At 45.8% G+C, this 19,528-nt stretch carries 18 protein-coding genes; 6 read left to right on the top strand and 12 right to left on the bottom strand.

Annotated elements, in window-relative coordinates:
• Window positions 1–113: 113 nt before the first annotated feature.
• The 4 genes from VST71_00570 (at window position 114) to VST71_00555 (ending at window position 5,794) form a co-directional block, all read left to right on the top strand.
• Entirely contained in the window at window positions 114–1,625 is a 1,512-nt protein-coding gene (locus VST71_00570) for a HAMP domain-containing sensor histidine kinase (protein ID MEC4684214.1), read from the top strand.
• On the top strand, window positions 1,594–2,952 hold the full coding sequence (locus tag VST71_00565; protein ID MEC4684213.1) for a sigma-54 dependent transcriptional regulator: 1,359 nt from the start codon (window positions 1,594–1,596) through the stop codon (window positions 2,950–2,952). The genes VST71_00570 and VST71_00565 overlap by 32 nt, the downstream gene beginning before the upstream one ends.
• Before the next feature lie 171 nt (window positions 2,953–3,123).
• Window positions 3,124–3,765, top strand: coding sequence for a universal stress protein (locus tag VST71_00560; protein MEC4684212.1), 642 nt, complete (start codon window positions 3,124–3,126; stop codon window positions 3,763–3,765).
• A 217-nt stretch (window positions 3,766–3,982) separates the two neighbouring features.
• Entirely contained in the window at window positions 3,983–5,794 is a 1,812-nt protein-coding gene (locus VST71_00555) for an SLC13 family permease (protein MEC4684211.1), read from the top strand.
• Window positions 5,795–5,875: 81 nt separating this feature from the next.
• Here the strand turns inward: VST71_00555 and VST71_00550 are convergent, their stop codons facing one another.
• The 10 genes from VST71_00550 to VST71_00505 form a co-directional block, all read right to left on the bottom strand.
• Window positions 5,876–6,712 (bottom strand): universal stress protein, encoded by an 837-nt coding sequence (locus VST71_00550; protein ID MEC4684210.1) that lies wholly within the window; start codon window positions 6,710–6,712, stop codon window positions 5,876–5,878.
• Window position 6,713: 1 nt separating this feature from the next.
• Window positions 6,714–7,127, bottom strand: coding sequence for a hypothetical protein (locus VST71_00545; protein MEC4684209.1), 414 nt, complete (start codon window positions 7,125–7,127; stop codon window positions 6,714–6,716).
• A 6-nt stretch (window positions 7,128–7,133) separates the two neighbouring features.
• Entirely contained in the window at window positions 7,134–7,967 is an 834-nt protein-coding gene (locus tag VST71_00540) for a sulfite exporter TauE/SafE family protein (GenBank protein MEC4684208.1), read from the bottom strand.
• Window positions 7,968–8,275: 308 nt separating this feature from the next.
• Entirely contained in the window at window positions 8,276–9,634 is a 1,359-nt protein-coding gene (locus VST71_00535) for an ArsB/NhaD family transporter (GenBank protein MEC4684207.1), read from the bottom strand.
• Window positions 9,631–10,110: a CBS domain-containing protein gene (locus tag VST71_00530; protein ID MEC4684206.1), complete on the bottom strand. Its 480-nt coding sequence runs from the start codon at window positions 10,108–10,110 to the stop codon at window positions 9,631–9,633. The genes VST71_00535 and VST71_00530 overlap by 4 nt, the downstream gene beginning before the upstream one ends.
• A gap of 221 nt (window positions 10,111–10,331) precedes the next feature.
• Window positions 10,332–11,702 carry an ArsB/NhaD family transporter gene (locus tag VST71_00525; GenBank protein ID MEC4684205.1) on the bottom strand — a complete coding sequence of 457 codons (1,371 nt, stop codon included), beginning with the start codon at window positions 11,700–11,702 and terminating at the stop codon, window positions 10,332–10,334.
• Window positions 11,699–12,187 carry a CBS domain-containing protein gene (locus tag VST71_00520; GenBank protein ID MEC4684204.1) on the bottom strand — a complete coding sequence of 163 codons (489 nt, stop codon included), beginning with the start codon at window positions 12,185–12,187 and terminating at the stop codon, window positions 11,699–11,701. Before VST71_00520 ends, VST71_00525 begins: the two co-directional genes overlap by 4 nt.
• A gap of 220 nt (window positions 12,188–12,407) precedes the next feature.
• Window positions 12,408–13,223, bottom strand: coding sequence for a DsbC family protein (locus VST71_00515; GenBank protein ID MEC4684203.1), 816 nt, complete (start codon window positions 13,221–13,223; stop codon window positions 12,408–12,410).
• 19 nt (window positions 13,224–13,242) lie between these two features.
• A complete protein-coding gene (locus VST71_00510; GenBank protein MEC4684202.1) occupies window positions 13,243–13,437 on the bottom strand; it encodes a CooT family nickel-binding protein in 195 nt (64 codons plus the stop codon).
• A 4-nt stretch (window positions 13,438–13,441) separates the two neighbouring features.
• Window positions 13,442–13,858: a DUF3842 family protein gene (locus VST71_00505; GenBank protein MEC4684201.1), complete on the bottom strand. Its 417-nt coding sequence runs from the start codon at window positions 13,856–13,858 to the stop codon at window positions 13,442–13,444.
• A 102-nt stretch (window positions 13,859–13,960) separates the two neighbouring features.
• Here VST71_00505 and VST71_00500 point away from each other — a divergent pair, with 102 nt between their 5' ends.
• Both VST71_00500 and nadB read left to right on the top strand, forming a co-directional pair.
• Window positions 13,961–15,586, top strand: a complete 1,626-nt coding sequence (locus tag VST71_00500; protein MEC4684200.1) for an acetolactate synthase large subunit — start codon at window positions 13,961–13,963, stop codon at window positions 15,584–15,586.
• Window positions 15,587–15,769: 183 nt separating this feature from the next.
• Window positions 15,770–17,341: an L-aspartate oxidase gene (nadB, locus tag VST71_00495; protein ID MEC4684199.1), complete on the top strand. Its 1,572-nt coding sequence runs from the start codon at window positions 15,770–15,772 to the stop codon at window positions 17,339–17,341.
• A 94-nt stretch (window positions 17,342–17,435) separates the two neighbouring features.
• On the opposite strand, the gene nhaA is transcribed toward nadB, so the two are convergent.
• A complete protein-coding gene (nhaA, locus tag VST71_00490; GenBank protein MEC4684198.1) occupies window positions 17,436–18,602 on the bottom strand; it encodes a Na+/H+ antiporter NhaA in 1,167 nt (388 codons plus the stop codon).
• A gap of 241 nt (window positions 18,603–18,843) precedes the next feature.
• Window positions 18,844–19,473 (bottom strand): carbonate dehydratase, encoded by a 630-nt coding sequence (gene can / locus VST71_00485; GenBank protein MEC4684197.1) that lies wholly within the window; start codon window positions 19,471–19,473, stop codon window positions 18,844–18,846.
• Window positions 19,474–19,528 lie beyond the last annotated feature (55 nt).

Below are 19,528 nucleotides of genomic sequence, written 5' to 3'. Positions count from 1 at the left end.
TTCATTTTTGCCGTGTTTGGAGCCTTGCAAAAACTATATATATTGTATCATATCTGAAGCTTTGAATGCAGTGCTATAGTTGCAATTTGCAATATTGAATGTTACAATATTATATGTTTGCGAAGAACAAGAGTATACTTCAGAAGATAAAGCTTGGGTATATAGTAAGCTTTCTGCTTATACTTGTCATCGCCTCAATCATATTCGTCAATTTAATAGTAATAGACGAGAGAATCAGTTTTTATGCAGTGATATCGAGGTTTCTTGACACAACCCTTGAGATGAGGAGATTCGAAAAGAATTATTTTCTGTACAGAAAAAAAGAGGACTTTGCTGAAACACTCGCTTACCTAAGGGTTGCCGAGGAATTAATACAGAATAACAGGGGAAAATTTGACGGACTGTTGTCGTCCTTTTATGGTGACTGGCCTTTGGGCATATTCAGGAAAAAGAAGGAGCCTTTACCGCTTTCAGAGAAGACATCCGAACGAAGCCTTAATGTTCTTCGTGAGTACCGGGAACTGTTAAAAAAGGACTTTGCTGAGCAGGATCCCTCAAAGAAGCCGGAGGCGAGAATACGGCAGAAGGGACGGGAGATTACGGAGATCGCCGAGAGGCTTTCAGAGGCTGAACGTATAAAGATACAGCGAATGCTTTCCACAACAAGGAAGAGCCTTGTAGTATCCGTAGCGGTTTTCCTGATTGGGACTGTATTGATTGCAAGAACGATATCAAGGGTGGCAATACAGCCATTGCGGGAACTGGAGTCAAGCATGAGAAAGATTGCCTCAGGAAAATTTGAAATGCTCTCCTTGAACTTTGAGGATAAAGAGATAGTATCTCTGAATAAAGCGTTTAATCGCATGATAAACGAGATATTCTCCCAGAGGGACATTATTCGTTCAGAAAAGCTTACCTCCCTCGGGACAATGCTTGCAGGGATCGCGCACGAGATAAACAACCCCCTCTCGAACATATCTACTTCTGCCCAGATACTGTCTGAGGAGATAGACAGCAATGAAGACCGTGAGTTCAGGGAGGAGCTGATTGAGCAGATTATTCAGGAGACTGACAGGGCACGTGACATCGTTAAGTCAGTGCTTGAGTTCACAAGGGACAGGGACTTTAAAAAGGAAGAGATAAATCTCCTGAATGCATTAAGGGAGACCCTGAGGTTTATTCGGACCGATATGCCAACGTATATAACGATTGCCATTGACATACCGGAAGATTTGGTAATTCTTGCCGACAAACAGAAGATTCAGCACGTTTTTCTCAATCTTCTGAGAAATGCAGTCGATGCGATACCCGATGAGGGTGTGGAAGGCAAGATCATAATAACTGCCAGAGTGGACAGGGAAAAGAAAGAGGTTGAGATCCGCTTTTCAGATACGGGCAGGGGCATACCCGAGGAGATAATCAACAAGATATTTGACCCTTTTTTTACAACAAAGGATATTGGAAAGGGTACGGGGCTTGGACTGTATATTAGTCATGAGATTATAAAGCAGCACGACGGGTCTATTGATCTGGAAAGCCGGTCGGGCACAGGAACAACCTTTATCATAAAACTCCCACTGAAAGGAGACGAGGATGGAAAACAAGATCAAACTTCTGATTGTTGATGACGAAAAGATAGCCATAAAGAACCTTGAGCATGTTTTGAAGAAGGAGGGTTATGAGATAAAGACAACCACAAACGGGCAGAACGCCTTAAAACTCCTGAACAGACATGATTTCGACGTTGTTCTGACCGACCTGAAGATGGAGAAGGTTGACGGAATGCAGATACTCAAGAGATGCAAGGAGGCCAACCCCGATTTAGAGGTGATAATGATTACAGGATATGCCACGGTTGAGACCGCCATAGAGGCAATGAAACACGGTGCGTACCATTATATAGCAAAGCCTTTTAAGCTGGATGAGGTGAGAAAGGTTGTAAGGGAGGCCTCGGAAAAGGTAAGGCTCAAGAAAGAGAACAGGCAACTCAGGGAGAGCCTTGAGAACATTACGGACAGGGTGAGGATAATCACCCAGGCCCCCCAGATGCTCAGGATACTGGATACGGCCAAGGATGTTGCGCCTACTGACTGCAATATCCTTATCACGGGTGAAAGCGGAACGGGTAAGGAACTGGTGGCACGCTATGTCCACCTTTACAGCAAGAGGTCTGAAGGACCCTTTATTGCAATCAATTGCGGGGCCTTTTCAGAGGGGCTCCTCGTAAGCGAGCTTTTCGGACACGAGAAGGGGGCATTTACAGGTGCTACATTTCTTAAAAAAGGTCTTATCGAGGTGGCAAGCAAGGGCACTTTGTTCCTGGATGAGATTACGGAAATGAGCCCTTCCATGCAGGTAAAACTCCTCAGGGTTGTGCAGGAAAGAGAGTACCAGCGTGTTGGGGGCACTGAACCGGTAAAGGTTGATGTGAGGTTTATTGCAGCCACCAACAGAAACATTCAGGAAGTTATCGAAAGCGGTGAGTTCAGGCAGGACCTTTATTACCGTCTGAATGTCGTAACGCTTCACCTCCCGCCGCTTTCAGAGAGAAAAGGAGATATTCCACTGCTCTGCTATCACTTCCTCAAGAAATACTCCTCAATCATGGGAAAGGAAGTGACTGATATTTCCGAGGATATGTTAGGAGTGCTTAACAGTTACAACTTTCCGGGAAATGTACGGGAGCTGGAGAATATCATCGAGAGGGGGATTGCGCTCTCCAAGGTAAACACCCTTGAAACCATACATCTCCCTGATGATCTCAGGGAATTGAGCATCAGGACATTCAGAAAGAGCGCAGGGAAAGTCCCGTCACTTGAAGACCAGGAGAAGGCATACATACAATGGGTGCTGAAAGAGGTTGGTGGAAATAAGTCAAAGGCAGCCCAGATACTCGGAATAGACAGGGTATCCCTCTGGAGAAAGATTAAGAGATATGATATGGAGAAGTAATGCGTTGCAATAAGCAACATTAATATCCTTCCTATACTGCCTCCTCACAAAAATATCCTTTAAAATCAATAACTTTTAAAGTTGGCATGCTTGTTGCTTTTAGTAAGGCAAATAAGCAGGCGAGTCAGGCCTGACAAAAACAGCTTAAAAATGTTGAAAAGGAGGATAACAATGAAAAACTTTATCAAAAACTTTGAGGATTCCATGGCAGCAGTAGCATTTGCCGAATCAGGGGACGAAAAGACAGCACGTCAGATAATAAGCGAGATGAGGATGACAAAAAAAGAAGGCAGGTCTCTCAATGTCAAGGATGAAAGGGTAGAGTCTTTAATCAAGAAACATGAGAGGACAGAGGAAGCCATCGTCTTTGCCGAGGCAGGTGAGTATGAGTATGCAAGGGAGATACTAAAGAGGGATGATAACGAGAAGAAGAAGATACTCGTTGTAGGTGCTGAGGAGGGCTTTTCGGAGAAGCTTGTTCATTATGCCCTCGGGATGGCCGAGAGAATGGATTACGAGATTGTCGCCCTCAATGTAATACCAGCTGGAAACCGTCTTTTTTCCCTGCTGAATGAGAAGGTCAGGGAAGAGTTAAGGGAAAGGACGGTGAGAGAGGCGGATACTTTCAGAAAGAAGGCTGAAGATAAGGATATACTCTTCAGTCACAACGTGAGGTTTGGGGACTTTGACAAGTCAATCAAGGATGCACACAAAGATTTTAAGCGGATTTCATTTGTTCTGACGGAGCCGGAGCATGTAGCTGACAGGTCCCCGGCAAAGGCAGGTATTCCCGTTTTTTGTCTTGATATATAGCAAACTTGCAGCTTTTCCACTCCACAGTTCGTTGCACACAAGACCTTAAAATTATTTGAGGGACTCTGTCCCTCAAAGTTTTGTCTGGAAACTTGAGTTGGCTGTTAAGGTGCAGGCTGAAAAATAGCTTGCATCTTCAGCCAACTTAAGTTGTATTATTGTGTGAAATCTTTTTTTAAAATTCAAGGATTTGTCAGGAAAAGGAGGAAGGATTTAAATGCTCACAATGGACATGATTCTGGTAATGGGTGTTATAGTAGCCGCAGTTTTTCTATTTATTGTTGAATGGGTCAGGGTGGACGTAGTAGCCCTGATCGTGATGGTGACCTTACCGCTTTTGGGACTGGTGAGCGGAAACGAGGCCTTTATGGGCCTGAGCAGTAATGCCGTTATCTCTATTATTGCCGTGATAATAATAGGGGCCGGTCTGGACGGGACCGGCATAATGAACAAGGTGGCAAAACCGATTACCCGGCTTGCCGGCAATAGTGAATCCCGGCTGATAACGCTTGTCTCTGCCACAGTTGCCGTAATTTCTTCATTTATGCAGAACATTGGAGCTGTTGCCCTCTTTCTGCCGGCAACCCAGAGGGTAAGCAAAAAGATGAATGTTCCCCCTTCGAGGATTCTCATTCCCATGGGGTATCTTGGTATTATAGGTGGATGTCTTACCCTTGTGGGGTCAAGTCCCCTGATCCTTTTAAACGATCTTCTCATCCCGAATAATCTTGAGCCGTTCGGGCTTTTTGATGTTACCCCGATAGGGATCGCACTTGTTATAGCAGCCTTGCTCTATTTTGTCCTGTTCGGCAGGTTTATACTCCCAAGCAGGGGGTTGGCAACCGAAGGGGCTGAAGGGGATGTTGATTTCGGCAAAATATATCATGCGGCGAGCGGATTGTTTGAGCTGAAGGTTCCTGATGACTGCCGTGTTTGCAGTCATACCCTTGAGGATATGGCGATAAGGCCTGATTATCTTGTAACAGTAGTTGCCGTGGCAAAGCATGCTGAGGAAAGAAAGATATTTGCCCCTACAAGGACCATGAAACTCAGTCCTGGAAATGACATAGCGGTGGTGGGGGCCAAGGATAATGTGGAAAGATTTGCCCAGGACTTCGGGTTGAAACTGAAGGACAAGCTGGAGACTTTTGAAGATGATCTTTCAGACAACAATGCAGGGATGGTGGAGGTGATTGTTACCCCCCGTTCTGCACTTGAGGGGAAGACCCTCCGAGAGGTGCATTTCAGAGAAAAATATCAGGTTAATCCGATTGCTATAAGGAAGGGACAAAGGGTTTTTTACGGAGGCCTTTCAGACATTCCCTTACAGTCAGGAGATATGATGTTCCTGCAGGGGCTCTGGGAGAAGTTTGCAATTCTGAAGGACTCAAAAGACCTGTCCTTTATAACTCCGTTTGAAGCAGAAGTGATGAAGACTCACAAGGCAAAGGCCGCCCTGTTCTGCTTTGCAGTTGCACTCGTCCTTGTTGTCTCAGGTAGTGTGAAGCTCTCAGTAGCTTTGATGACAGGTGCAGTCGGGATGATCCTGACGGGGGTTCTTTCAGTTGACGAGGCATATAATGCCGTGGACTGGAGAACGGTCTTTCTTTTAGGTGGACTGATACCTCTGGGTGTGGCAACCGAGAAGACAGGTGCAGCAGCATACATAGCAACCCAGATACTCTCTCTGATCGGCGATGTTTCGCCAATTGTACTGCTTACAGTTATAGGGCTCCTCACATCGGCATTTACACTTGTTGTTTCCAATGTGGGTGCAACCGTGCTGCTGGTGCCTCTGGCTATCAACATGGCAATGGGTGGAGGTGTGGATCCGAGAATGGCTGCGCTGACCGTGGCTGTGGCGGCGTCAAATACCTTTGTCCTTCCCACACACCAGGTAAACGCTTATATCATGGGACCCGGAGAGTACAAGACGGTTGACTATATAAAGGCCGGCTCTGTTATGACAATCCTGTTCCTTGTAGTCATGATTGGGACAATGTATGTTTTCTATGGAATAACTACATAAAGGCGGGAAAGTCTCTTTGTGCTGGAATTTATCAGATCCGGAGTATTGTGCTGCAATACTCCGGATTACCTGTTTTTGTTCTTACTTAACTACCAGTACTGTACATGAGGCGTGGCCGATAACCCTTTCAGCTACACTTCCCATCAATAGTCTTTTAAGCCCTGTTCTGCCGTGGCTTCCTACAACGATGAGGTCAACCTTTTCTTTTTCAGCAACATCAATGATCATCTCGTAAACAGTTCCCACGGGTATTTCGGTTGTAACCTTTATGCCCTTTTTATCGGCCATTTCCTGCGCCTTTCGGACATTCATCCCGGCTTCCTTGAGGTCAGAGTCGCCTGAAGCCACTGACACAATGACAACTTCACTCTTACTTGCCGCCGCAATATCGAGGGCCTCCTCGACTGCCTTGTCGCTGAATTCCGAACCGTCAGTAGCAATCAGTATCTTTTTACACGTAAATACTGCCGCTCTTGGCACAACAAGGACATTGCAGTCAGCATGTCCAATGACCCTTGCGGTGACACTTCCCATCATCAGTCTGTTAATGCCGGTCCTGCCGTGTCTTCCCATTATGATCAGGTCAGCCTTCAGTCTGGACGTCTCCTTGACTATGTATCTGTAAGGCTCCTCGCCTTCGTGTGTTATTGTTTCACAGGTAATTCCCTCTTTTTCAGCCCTTTCTTTTATGCCTTCGAGGTGTTTTCTCGTATCTTTCTCTATCTTTTCTACAAGTCCGGGGGCATAAGCCTCAAGTTCAGGATTTACTTCTACTACAGAGATGACGTACAGTTTGCTCTTGCAGCTTTTTGCGATGCTTATAGCCTCCCTGATAGCCCCTTCGCTGAATTCCGACCCGTCTGTGCATAAGAGGATTCTTTCAAGGCTTGTAACCGGGCATGAATCAAGTGTGCTCATATTAATGACCCCCTGTAATAAACCCGCTTGCTGCAAGCAAGAGGATCAGGATTTGCACGATGACAATAATCACAAAAGGTGTATCTTTTTTACGTATAAAATTAGGGAGTATAACTGCAAAGCAGACGAGTGTGCCTGCAGCCAACAGGATTATTCCGAGAAAACTTACTATATCACCATTATTAAGCAAGGGTACCCAGTCCCATCCGGTTGGCATTCCCGTTTTTTCAACGAACTCGTGTACCCTCATTCCCCAGTAGTTCGGGATCTCATCAGCCGGAACCAGGGTTGGAAGCATGCCGCTTAGATAAACAAAGAAACCGATGATCAGGAGCGCCAACCCCCCAAGGGATATTGTTTGAAGTACGGATGCATACTTTAGCTGTTCTTCTGATGGCTTTGTTTTATTACTCATGATTTGTCACCCCCATATTCCAAGACCTTTTAAGAGTGCTCTGAATCCGGCAAGGAAGAGAATGGTTACCACCATCCATTTTACTGCCTTGGGCTTTGCCCTTGCCAGTATCCTTACACCTATTCTCGTGCCGAGCATCATGCCGGCAACTGATGGTACGGCAATTAATGGTAGCACCGCACCCTTGTTAATGTATACCCATGCTGCTGCTGTATCAGTTATGGAGAGCAGAAATACACTTGTTGCCACGGAGATTTTCAGTGGTGCGCCGAGGAGCAGATTAAGGACGGGTACGTTTGCCCATCCGGCACCGAGGCCGAACATGCCTGCCATAAAGCCTATTACTATAAAGAGTGAAAGACCAAGTGGTGTTCTGTGAATCTGCCAGTTAATCTGCTTGCCGGCAGACTCCTCGTAATAAATACCTGTTATCCTGAGGACTGAAGAGAGTGTATCAGCCTCTTTAACTTCCGGAAAATCCGAGCGCTTGGCTGTAGCCATAATGATGACGATCATTATGATCGTGGCCCCGAGTGCGGTCTGGACTACATTCGTAGGGAGTGCAAGGCCCACCATTGCGCCAAAGATTGAGCATGTAGAGGCTATAAGGGCCATGGGGAGCGCGAGTCTGAGATCTGCGAGTCCGCGCTTGAGCAATCCGGGACCTGCAGAGAGTGCCCCGGTAAGGGCCACCAGCAGGCCGGCACCTCTTACAAAATCAAGATTAAAGGGAAAAAAGCTGCTTACTATGGGAACAAACAGCACCCCTCCTCCAACACCTGCAACAACTGCCAGGATACCAAGGAAAAAGGTAAAGATAAACAGGATTACCGGCCACATCCACCAGACAATGGTGCTTCCTTTCTGGGCTACCTCAACTATCTGTTCTTCACCAAATGCAATGCTATAAAATCCTATAGTTATAGCCACTACTGCAAAAAGAAAGAGAAACCTTCGCAAAGTGCGTGACATCGTAATGCCTCCTTCGTCATCTATTCAGTACTGTTGATTATTGTAACAATAATATTGCAATACGCAATTGCTGAGATATGATAATCCTCTGTTAGTAGATATGTCAAGAAAATGGCGATTTTTTATTTTAATAAGATATTAAAGGGAAGTTATAGGTCCGAACATCACGGTATTTCCTATATCTTCAGTACATAATACCTCAGCCAGACATAAATCGTGGATATAAATACCGTTATTATCATAACGGGCATTCCGTAGGCCATAAACCTGATAAATGATATCTTCTTTCCTGCCCTTTCGGCCAGCCCGACCACAATCACATTTGCAGATGCCCCGATAGCCGTGCCATTGCCCCCCAGACATGCCCCAAGTGCGAGAGACCACCAGACGGGCATGAGCTCGGGATTGTGCAGGAGTTTCAGGCCCTGAAGGTGAGGCCATATCTGGTTAGCCATATCGATTATTAAGGGATTCATTGTTGCAACGTATGGAATGTTATCCACAAAGGCCGAGGCAAAGGCAGAGAACCACATTATGAGCATGCTCGTGGCAAACATGTTTCCGTGTGTAATTGCAAGCACCTCTATGGACATCCACTTGATAAGCCCGACCTTGACAACGCCCCCGATAATGATAAAGAGACCCATAAAAAAGAATATGGTCGGCCACTCGATCTCGGCAAGGACGTGGTGTGGTTCATGAGTGCCTGATAGCAGCAATAAAAGTCCTGCTCCAAACAGGGCCACTGTGGCCGGTTCATAGTTAAACGTGCCGTGCAGGACAAAACCAACTACAACAATTGCGAGGACGAAGAGTGATTTTTTAAGCATGATTGGATCCTTGATAGCCTCGTTTTCGTCCATTTCCAATATCCTCTGTTTAAGTTCGGGCCTGACATGGAGCTTCTTGCCGAACATTATTTTCAGGACAAAGAGGAAGGCGGCCATTATTACAATGATTGCAGGTGTCAGATTGTAGATAAAATCCATGAAATTGAGTTTTGCCTTTGAGGCAATCATGATATTGGGCGGGTCACCGATAAGTGTGGCAGTGCCTCCTATATTGGAGGCGAGTGCCTCGGCAATCAGAAAGGGTATCGGGTCGACCTCAAGGGCGTCTGCAATCAGAAGAGTGACCGGGGCAAGCAGTAGCACCGTGGTGACATTGTCAAGAAGGGCGCTCAGAACGGCCGTAACAACAGCGAATATGGTCATTATCCTCATGGGCTCACCCTTTCCCAGTTTAGCGCTTTTTATGGCTATGTACTCAAAAAAACCGGTTGGCTTCATGAGGTTTATTATTATCATCATCGAGATGAGGAGGAATATGACATTCCAGTCTATGCCGAACTCTTCAACATGAAAGGCCTCTCTCTGCTCCAGTATCTTGAGCACAAGCATCAGGGCTGCACCAAAGATGGCAACAACCGTCTTATGTATCTTTTCCGAGACAATTAATGCATAGGCAAGGAGAAATATGGTAGTGGCTGTCCAGAAGGTTGCATCCATTACAAAAGGGGCAGCTTCATGTGTCATCTCTTGTCCTCCTTTTCAAAAAGGGCCTGCACTATTGCCTGGTACAGATCTCGTATATATATCATGCCGACCACCTTCTTGTCCCTATCCAGGACAGGAAGCCTGTGCAGCCCGTGTTTTACAACAAGATCAGCACACTCCATGAGCGGGGAGTCTTCTGAAACGGTTATCACATCCTTTGTCATTATCTCCTCAACCTTCCTTCCGGCAACCTTTTTTGCCATTTGCTCAAGCATCCCGTCCCATGTGAATTCTCCAAGTTCGGTCAAGGTCATATATGATGGGATAATGGCCTTCAGTATATCCTTGATTGAGACTATACCTGCAAGCTTTCCATTATCAAGTACTATCATGCCTTTTACCCCAACCCGGCCATCTCCCCGCCTGGCAACCCTCATCCTGTTAACTGCCTCTTTCAGTGTGGTCTCCGGAGTCAAGGTCTCTTTAACCGGCTCCATTATGTCTTTAGCCTTCACGTGACCCTCCAGTTGTATTGTTATTTACTGCAACAACAAACATTGCATTACGCAACTATACACGATATCATAATGCCAGGCTAAATTCTTAGTCAAGCAAACAGGATTTTTTATTTTTATAGGAGATTAAGGCTAAGTTATAAGCTGGGAGGATGAAAGGCGTGCAAACTGTTGAGCCCCCCCTGAGGGGGGCGCTATTTCGGACTATCAAATGCAGGATATCAGAAGTTAAGGACGTAGTACCTCAGCCACACGTATATCATGGAGATAAACACGGTCAGAAGCATTATCGGGAAGCCGTATGCAACAAATCTCATGAAGGATATCTTTTGCCCTGCCTTTTCGGCCATTCCAACTACTATTACGTTTGCCGAGGCACCGATTGGTGAGCCGTTACCTCCAAGACATGCCCCGAGTGCCAGAGACCACCAGATAGGCATCAGGTCAGGATGCCTGAGGAGTGCCAGGCCTGTCTCCTGCGGCCACATCTGTTTGGCCATGTCGATTATCAGGGGATTCATGGTGGCAACATAGGGGATATTGTCAACGATTGCTGATGCTATGGCAGAGAACCACATTACGATCATGCTTGTTGCAAGGAGATTGCCCTGTGTCACGGCGAGCATCTTTAAAGACATCCATTTAATAAGTCCAACCTTTACCACCCCGCCAACGAGTATAAAGAGACCTATAAAGAAAAATATGGTAGGCCACTCGACTTCGGCAAGGACGTGGTGTGGTTCGTGAGTGCCTGACAGTAGAAGCAGCAGACCTGCCCCGAAGAGTGCTACTGTGGCAGGCTGCAGTTCCAGTGTTCCATGGAATACAAACCCGACAAGTACGAGACCGAGGACGAAGAGAGACTTTTTGAGCATTAACGGGTCTTTTATCGCCTCTTTCTCGTTCATCTGCATTATTCTCTGTTTGAGCTCTTCCCTGGTCTTCAGTTTCCTGCCAAAGACAAGCTTGATAACAAAGAGAAGCACAACCATCAATACGATGACAATCGGCGTAAGATTATAGATAAAATCCATGAAATTGAGCTTTGCCTTTGAGGCAATCATGATATTGGGTGGGTCACCGATAAGTGTGGCCGTACCTCCGATATTGGATGCAATAGCCTCAACAATCAGGAACGGAATCGGATCAACCTCAAGGGCATCTGCAATCAGAAGGGTAACCGGGGCAAGCAGGAGCACTGTGGTAACATTGTCAAGCAGGGCGCTAAGCACTGCCGTGACAACAGCGAATATGATCATTATCCTCATGGGGTCACCCTTACCGGCCTTAGCACTTTTTATTGCAATGTATTCAAAAAAACCTGTCGGCCGCATAAGGTTTATTATTACCATCATTCCGATAAGCAGGAAGATAACATTCCAGTCTACCCCTAATTCCTCAACATGAAAAGCCTCATACTGCGAAAGTATTTTTAACACAAGCATCAGCGATGCAGCGAAAAGCGCAACAACCGTCTTGTGTACCTTTTCCGATATTATAACAACGTAGGAGATCAGGAATATGGTTGTTGCAGTCCAGAAAGTTGTATCCATTACAAAGGGCTGGGATGCAGCGGCAACTTCGTGAGTCATAGATTCTGTACCTCCTTGTCATCCAGGAGCACTTTTACAATTGCATTATAGAGGTCCCGCACATAGATGATTCCAACGACTTTCTTCTCCTTGTTTAAAACAGGAACCCTCTGGAGATTATGTTTGACAATAAGGTCAGCACACTCCATGAGCGGGGCATCCTCGGAAACCGTTATTACATCCTTCATCATTATCTCCGCTACCTTTTTGTCGGCAACCTTCTTGGTCATCTCCGCAAGCATACCCTCCCAGGTAAACTCCCCGAGTTCCGTCATAGTCATATAAAAAGGTATGATCGCCTTGAGGATGTCCTTAACTGAAACCATTCCCATTATGTTGCCTTCGTTGTCGAGCACTATCATACCCTTTACTCCGACTATGCCATCATCTCTCTTCACAACCCTCATCTTGTTTACAGCGTTTCTGATGGTGTCGTCAGGAGATAAATAATCCTTTACCTTCTCCATAATATCCTTTGCCTTCACGTAAACCTCCACAGAACGTTTTTAAATGCAACACGGTCATTGCATTGTTCAACAGCACAGCTATAATAATTGTTCAAAAAATTATTAGTCAAGAAAAAAGCAAAAAGGCAGCTAAAAACCTGCCTTTTTGCTTTTGAGCTGGAAACGATTATGCTGCAGGAAAAGAATTTACAGAAGTATCTCACGGAGTTCTGCAAGGACTGTAACTAAAGGCAGAAATCTACTCCTTTGTTTCATCTGCTCCGGAATTGTCCTCTTTTTTCTCAATAAGCTCTATAAGCTGCTTTGCCTTTATTGCACCACTCAGGACCTTGCCGTTTTCAAGCACAATGGTCGGCGTGCCGGTTATTCCGAGTTTCTCTGCAAGCTGGATATTTTTGTCTATAATATCTGTCTTGCATTCAGGGTCAGGGATCTCTTTTTTTGCAAAGGCATCCTCCAGAAGCTGCAAAGACTTGCTGCATTGGATGGCCACAGCCTTCCGGTAGGCATCTTTGTGCATTTTCAGGGGAAAGAGTTTGATAAAAAATGCTATATCTTTTCTCTTTTCAATAATTTCCTTTAGCTCCTTGTGGAGTTTTGCACAAAATGGGCAGTCAGGGTCGTCAAAGACAACGACCTTGTATGTTGCATCCGGGTCTCCCATAACAAGGGCATCATCGAGTGGGATCTGTGCGAAATCCACCCTGTTAAGCTCTATGAGTCGTCTTTGGGTGAGGTTCTTTTTTGTTTTTATCTTCACAATTTGTCCAATGATGACATTTTCTTTTGAGAAGTCCATATAGGCGATACCCTTCTTGCCGCGTGTCTCCAGGGATACCTCCCAAAGCCCCCTTGACGGGGACATTCTTACCCCTATGACATGAATATCAGGTATCAGCTGCTTTAATGTCTCCTGGGCCTCTTCCTTTGTTAGGGAGTGACACTTTCCGCAGTCCTGTTCACATCCACCAAAGGCTGATGCTCCTGTTTCAACGACAAACAGTAGTGCCAGCCCCGTGAAGATAGTCATCATTATAACAATGGTTTTTTTCATTTTTACCTCAATTTTGGGTTCAGGTTTTTATCTTTTCCAGTACAATCCGGTGCTTGATAAGCGATATCTCCTTTATTTTTCCTTCAAATTCCTTCTGTTCTCCAAAAAGGTTGCGCATGAATATCTTGTCTCCCTCAGGTCTGAGTATGTCCACATTTTCAAGATACAGGGACTCCTCACCATTGTCATAAATATATGCATTCGCTTCACACATTACATTACCTCCCTCTTATTCCGGGTTTTAAGTATTCTACCACCTTTTCTATAAGGTGTGGAAGTGGCTCCCTCTGTACACCGGCAATCTCAACGCCTTCCTGATTGATTGGAAGAAGTATCTTTTTTGCCGTTGAAGAAGCTATGGCCTCTGCAATTCCCGGGGTCAGTTCCCCAAGCATTCCATTGGCAAGCACGATACTGAGTGGTCCTACAATTACATCCACCCTCCCGGTGTTGCGGATGATGGCGTTTTCACCTGTTGCGCCTTTATTGGCCCGGGCCTTCATCATCGCTGAGGTGGCAGCCGAATTTGTGCCAAGGGCTAATATCTCTACATCGGTGCCAAATTCTTCCCTCAGCCTCTTTACAACCGTGCTTCCGATACCGCCACCCTGCCCATCTACTACGGCAATCCGCATCATGAATTACTTTATCAGTAAACCTTTTTAAAACTCAAGTGCAGAAGACCTTTCACATGTCTTCGGGGTCAAGTACCGCTTGTTTTTTGCTATAATGTCGGCATGAAGGTTGCGGAGCTCTTTGTCACGTGTCTTGAAGCAGAGGGAGTGGAGTACATCTTTGGTATTCCCGGCGAAGAGAACCTCGAGTTCCTCAACGCCCTCGCATCCTCGCATATAAAATTCATACTCACAAGGGACGAGCGGGGCGCAGCCTTTATGGCAAACGTTTATGGCCGGTTGAGCGGCAGGCCGGGGGTCTGTTTGAGTACACTCGGCCCCGGTGCGACAAATCTGATCACAGGTGTTGCCGATGCACTTCTTGACTTCTCACCCCTTGTTGCAATTACTGCCCAGGTAGAGCTGTCAAGGATACATAAGGAGTCACATCAATACATAGATATCCTTTCCCTTTTCGCCCCCATTACCAAATGGAATACAAGGATTACCATGCCCGGGACATTGACCGAGATTGTAAGGAAGGCCTTTAAGGTTTCAAGGACTGAGAAGAAGGGTCCTGTACATATGGAACTCCCTGAGGATGTTGCGCTGAAGCATACAGATGCAAGGCCGCTCCCCCCTGAAGAGATAGTCTATCCATCGCCTCCCGAGGCCTTGCTCGAAAAGGCGGCAAGGCTTATCAATGATGCTGAATTCCCCATTATTATTGCAGGTAATGGAGTTGTGAGGTCAGGGGCATCCGAGGCCTTGAGGAGATTTGCAGATAAATCACTCATAGGTGTAACAACGACTTTTATGGGAATGGGTGTGATTGCCTCAGAGGATGAGTCTTTTATATCAACGGTGGGACTTCAGAGCCGTGACTATATATCCTGCGGGTTTGAGATGGCCGACCTCATAATTACCGTTGGATACGACACGGTAGAGTTCCTCCCGGAATACTGGAACCCTGAGGGAAATAAATCCATTATTCATGTTGACACAACAGGCGCAGAAGTGGACTCTCATTACTCGGGGCTTGAGGTTGTGGGTGACATTAACAAGTCCCTTGATTATCTGACAGAGAAGATAACTGCCCCCAAAGACCCTTCCTATTATAATACGCTGAGGGATCTGGTTATATGCGAGGATGATTTTCCCGAAGACGGATATCCACTGAAACCCATAAGAATAGTTAAGGCATTGAGGGCAGTGCTTAATGATGATGATATTGTAGTCTCGGATGTTGGTGCCCACAAGATATGGCTTGCAAGATTCCTGAGACCCTTGAGGGAAAACAGGGTAATTATTTCAAACGGACTGTCGGCAATGGGTATATCCATCCCCGGGGCGATTGCAGCAAAACTCCTGTATCCTGAAAGAAAAGTGATTGCGGTTACAGGGGATGGCGGATTGATGATGAGCCTTGGCGAGCTTGAGACTGCAAAGAGGCTTGGTCTTGATATTGTTATCATTGTTTTTAATGATAAAGGTTTGGGTCTTATTGAGTGGAAGGAACTGATAAAATACAGGCAGGAGTTTTTTACGAGGTTCGGGAATCCCGACTGGGTTAAGCTGGCTGAGGGTTTTGGTTTCAGGGGTTTCAGGATTGACAGGGATGACAATCTGGAGATTATCCTGAAGCATGCTTTTGACGAAGAAGGGCCTGTGCTGATTGATTGTCCGGTTGATTATACTGAAAACCTCAGACTGACCGAGGTCCTTGGCAGAATAATCTGCCCGATGTAGGAGTTTTAGCGTGATGTTGCAGAGCTATGCAGCTGTTTTCAAGTATATTCAGGAGACTATAAACCACAGAGACACTGAGGCACAGAGATATATGTTTTTTAAAACCACTTTACTTTTTTCTCTCTGTGTCTCGGTGCCTCTGTGGTTTACTGAGCCTTTCTGGTTCTACATTGAGGATATTAAATGATAGAGACGGAGAAAACAGATTTTCTGATTATTGGTAGCGGTGTGGCCGGCCTCAGGGCTGCTGTTGAACTTGCGCCTCATGGGGAGGTCCTTGTGGTGACAAAGGACGTCCTGAGAGAATCAAGCACAGAGTACGCCCAGGGCGGGGTTGCTGTTGCCATGAGTGATGAGGACAGGGTTGGAATTCATTTTGAAGATACCCTGAAGGCTGGTGATGGTCTTTGCAGGGAAGAGGCAGTGAGGGTTCTGGTTGAGGAGGGGGCTCAAAGGATACTTGAGCTGATTGAATGGGGGGCGGAGTTTGACCGCGAAGGAACAAAGCTTGATTTTACCCTTGAGGCTGCTCACTCAAGGCGGAGGGTGCTCCATGCCCATGGTGACTCAACAGGTAAAGAGATAGAGCGGGTATTGATTAACAAGGTTGTCTCCCTGAAGTGTGTCAGGAAGTTTCCTTTTGCAATGACTGTAGACCTCGTCATGAGGGACGGCATCTGTTGCGGGGCCTATATCTTGAAGGAGGGCAGGATGCATCTGGTACTTGCCCGTGCTACAGTGCTGGCAACAGGCGGGGGTGGCCAGATATTTTCCAGGACCACTAATCCCCAGGTGAGCACTTCTGATGGAATGGCGATTGCCCTGAGGGCCGGGGCTGTGATGGAGGATATGGAGTTTGTCCAGTTTCATCCCACCGTACTTTTTGCACCTGCTGCGCCCCAGTTTCTCCTGAGTGAGGCAATGAGGGGAGAGGGTGGGGTTTTGAGGAACATCTATGGTGAGCCTTTCATGAAAAAGTATCATCCTGATGCCGAACTCGCCCCAAGGGATGTGGTATCAAGGGCAATAATATCAGAGATGGTCAGGACAAGGAGCATGTATGTCTACCTTGACCTTACACACCTTGATCCCCGGTTTGTAAAGAAGAGGTTTCCGAGGATATACAGAACCTGCCTTCAGTACGATATAGATATAACAAGGGACAGGATTCCTGTATCGCCGGCAGCCCATTATATGATGGGAGGCGTCAAGACCGACATGATGGGACGTACAAGCATAACAGGGCTTTGTGCCGCAGGCGAGGTTACCTGCACAGGGGTTCACGGGGCAAACCGTCTTGCAAGCAACAGTCTCCTCGAAGGGCTCGTCTTTGGTGCAAGGGCAGGACAGGCTGCTACCGGTGAGGGCAGATCAGAAGTGCCTGATCCGGGTGAGTTATCAGTGACAGCCCCTTCAGAGTATGGAAGGATTGAGGATTATGAGGAGATAAGGACGCGCTTGCGGAGGGTTATGTGGGACCGTGTGGGTATAATCCGTTGTGCTGAGTCGCTTAGTGGTGCAAGGGAGGAGCTGTCCTGCTTTCTGCAGATTCTTGAACACCAGTACAGCACAAGAGAGGAGATCGAGCTCAAAAACATGCTTCAGACAGCGATACTCGTTACCGAGGGAGCTTTTCTGAGACGTTGCAGTCTTGGGGCCCATTACAGGTCGGACTTTCCTCAAAAAGAGGGCTGTTACTACCACATAGAGTGGCGGATGGACAGGGAAGGTAACCTTGTATCAACTTTAGAGTGACGTTGCTGAAACATGCAAATCAGAAATTGTTTATTGCCGGATTCGGGTTATAGATACAACCGTATCGCTGTTTGTTGCAGGTTTTGTTTCAGTATTATCTGCTTCTACCTGTTCTCAGCACTAAATAACCAACAATTCCCGAGAGGAACGACCCAATAAGTATAGCCAGCTTATCTGTATATTGAAAGACGCGTGCATCTTCAAATGCTAATGAGCTGATGAACAGGCTCATGGTAAAGCCAATGCCCGTTAATACTGATACCCCATAGAGTTGGACCCAATTGCTGTCCTTTGGAAGTTCTGCTGTTTTAAATTTTATTGCAAGCCAGCTGAAACCGAAAACCCCCAGTTGCTTGCCGACAAATAATCCAAGAATGATACCCAGCGGTACTGAACCAGACATTTGGCTGAGGGATAGTTGTGTAACATTCACCCCTGCGTTAACAAAGGCAAACAGGGGCAGAATGAAGAATGCTACCCAAAAGTGAAGATTATGTTCTATCTCTTTTGCAGGTGAGACGGGTTTATTGTTTTCACCTTTTGCGTGCAAAGGGATAGTAAATGCCAGTATCACTCCTGCCAGGGTTGCATGGACCCCCGATTTAAGAACACTGACCCATAATACACTGCCGACAATGAAATAAGCCGCTTTCTTTGATATACCGAATCTGTTAAGAACGACCAGGATTGCAAAGGAAACCGCTGCAACAGCAATTGATAGCATGGATAGTTTGCTTGTATAAAATATGGCAATAATGACAATCGCCCCCAAATCATCTATAATTGCCAAAGTCATTAAAAACAGTTTGAGTGAAACAGGAACCCGCTTGCCTAACAGGGAGAGAACGCCTAATGCAAAAGCAATATCAGTAGCAGTTGGTATTGCCCAACCATTAACAGCGATTGGATGGTTTAGGTTGAATATTAAATAGATTACCGCTGGAACAGCCATTCCCCCTACAGCGGCGATTCCAGGTAGTGCAACCTGGCTTAAGGATGATAAATGCCCTTCTATTATTTCCCTCTTGACTTCCAGGCCGATTAACAGAAAGAAAACAGCCATCAGCCCATCATTTACCCAGAGATAGAGTGATTTCTCCAGATTTAATGTGCCAATATGTATTCCAACAGGGACATGCAGGAATGACTCATACCATACTGATAACGATGTATTACTGAATACTAAAGCCAGGACAGTTGCAAGTATCAGCAATATACCGCTTGTTGATTCTTTCTCTATAAATTCTTCGATTATATTCATTTAAAAACCTGGGTTCTACTGTACATAACAAGTCTGCAGAAAAAAGTCCAAAAATTAAAGCATTCTGTTTCCTGCTCTCTCCACCTTAGCTTTCCCTGTATCACCTGTCAAAATGTATAGGGCGATATTATAACCATTTCAGGACTTTTTTCAACAGTCCGGGCTGTAATCCCCCTGGGGTTCCTGCTGTCAGGTTTTCCCCGTTATTAAATGATGTTTTTTGTTTTGGTTGGGTGGAGTGCTATTTTGTCCTGTGCGCCTGAGACATTTCGTCCAGGTTTGTGATGCAGACATTCAAATCTTTCAGTATCCCGTCTTCAATATTGTATATCCAGCCATGAACTGCCAATTCCTGTCCGGATTTCCATGCACTCTGAACGATTGTTGTGTGGCATATATTTGCTGCCTGTTCAACGACATTGAGTTCACACAGTAAATTGATTTTTTCCTTTTCATCCTGAAGTGTATCAATCCTGTCCTGGTGATAGCGATAAACATCTCTGATGTTTTGAAGCCAGTTGTCAATTAATCCATGCTCCTTATTCTCCATGGCTGCCTGAATGCCACCGCAACCGTAATGGCCGCAAACAATAATATGTTTTACTTTTAATACTTCTACGGCATATTGAATAACCGACAGGCAGTTCAAATCCGTATGGATTACGAGATTGGCAATGTTTCGGTGAACAAATATCGTACCTGGCAGCATGTCAACAATTTCATTTGCCGGCACGCGACTGTCCGAACAACCAATCCATAAATATTCTGGATTTTGTTGCTTTGAAAGTTTCAGGAAGAAATCAGGGTCAGACTTTTTTACTTTTTCTGCCCAATTCCTGTTTCTTTCAAAAAGATTTTTTAAGACCCGCATCTGTTAATGTCAGTAGTCAAGTCTGACCCCATTTTTGTTATGACATTTTTTGTCA

The sequence above is a fragment of the Nitrospirota bacterium genome, assembly GCA_035873375.1.
Taxonomy (GTDB): domain Bacteria; phylum Nitrospirota; class Thermodesulfovibrionia; order Thermodesulfovibrionales; family JdFR-85; genus BMS3Bbin07.
Note: the sequence above shows the minus strand (reverse complement) of the source record. Positions and strands in the feature narration are given on the sequence as shown.

What these genes read in the sequence shown, in the direction of transcription:
- VST71_00570 (MEC4684214.1), top strand. Translation starts at nt 114, where the DNA reads ATGTTTGCGAAGAACAAGAGTATACTTCAGAAGATAAAGCTTGGGTAT.
- VST71_00565 (MEC4684213.1), top strand. Translation starts at nt 1,594, where the DNA reads ATGGAAAACAAGATCAAACTTCTGATTGTTGATGACGAAAAGATAGCC.
- VST71_00560 (MEC4684212.1), top strand. Translation starts at nt 3,124, where the DNA reads ATGAAAAACTTTATCAAAAACTTTGAGGATTCCATGGCAGCAGTAGCA.
- VST71_00555 (MEC4684211.1), top strand. Translation starts at nt 3,983, where the DNA reads ATGCTCACAATGGACATGATTCTGGTAATGGGTGTTATAGTAGCCGCA.
- VST71_00550 (MEC4684210.1), bottom strand. Translation starts at nt 6,712, where the DNA reads ATGAGCACACTTGATTCATGCCCGGTTACAAGCCTTGAAAGAATCCTC.
- VST71_00545 (MEC4684209.1), bottom strand. Translation starts at nt 7,127, where the DNA reads ATGAGTAATAAAACAAAGCCATCAGAAGAACAGCTAAAGTATGCATCC.
- VST71_00540 (MEC4684208.1), bottom strand. Translation starts at nt 7,967, where the DNA reads ATGTGGCCGGTAATCCTGTTTATCTTTACCTTTTTCCTTGGTATCCTG.
- VST71_00535 (MEC4684207.1), bottom strand. Translation starts at nt 9,634, where the DNA reads ATGACACATGAAGCTGCCCCTTTTGTAATGGATGCAACCTTCTGGACA.
- VST71_00525 (MEC4684205.1), bottom strand. Translation starts at nt 11,702, where the DNA reads ATGACTCACGAAGTTGCCGCTGCATCCCAGCCCTTTGTAATGGATACA.
- VST71_00515 (MEC4684203.1), bottom strand. Translation starts at nt 13,223, where the DNA reads ATGAAAAAAACCATTGTTATAATGATGACTATCTTCACGGGGCTGGCA.
- VST71_00510 (MEC4684202.1), bottom strand. Translation starts at nt 13,437, where the DNA reads ATGTGTGAAGCGAATGCATATATTTATGACAATGGTGAGGAGTCCCTG.
- VST71_00505 (MEC4684201.1), bottom strand. Translation starts at nt 13,858, where the DNA reads ATGCGGATTGCCGTAGTAGATGGGCAGGGTGGCGGTATCGGAAGCACG.
- VST71_00500 (MEC4684200.1), top strand. Translation starts at nt 13,961, where the DNA reads ATGAAGGTTGCGGAGCTCTTTGTCACGTGTCTTGAAGCAGAGGGAGTG.
- nadB (MEC4684199.1), top strand. Translation starts at nt 15,770, where the DNA reads ATGATAGAGACGGAGAAAACAGATTTTCTGATTATTGGTAGCGGTGTG.
- nhaA (MEC4684198.1), bottom strand. Translation starts at nt 18,602, where the DNA reads ATGAATATAATCGAAGAATTTATAGAGAAAGAATCAACAAGCGGTATA.
- can (MEC4684197.1), bottom strand. Translation starts at nt 19,473, where the DNA reads ATGCGGGTCTTAAAAAATCTTTTTGAAAGAAACAGGAATTGGGCAGAA.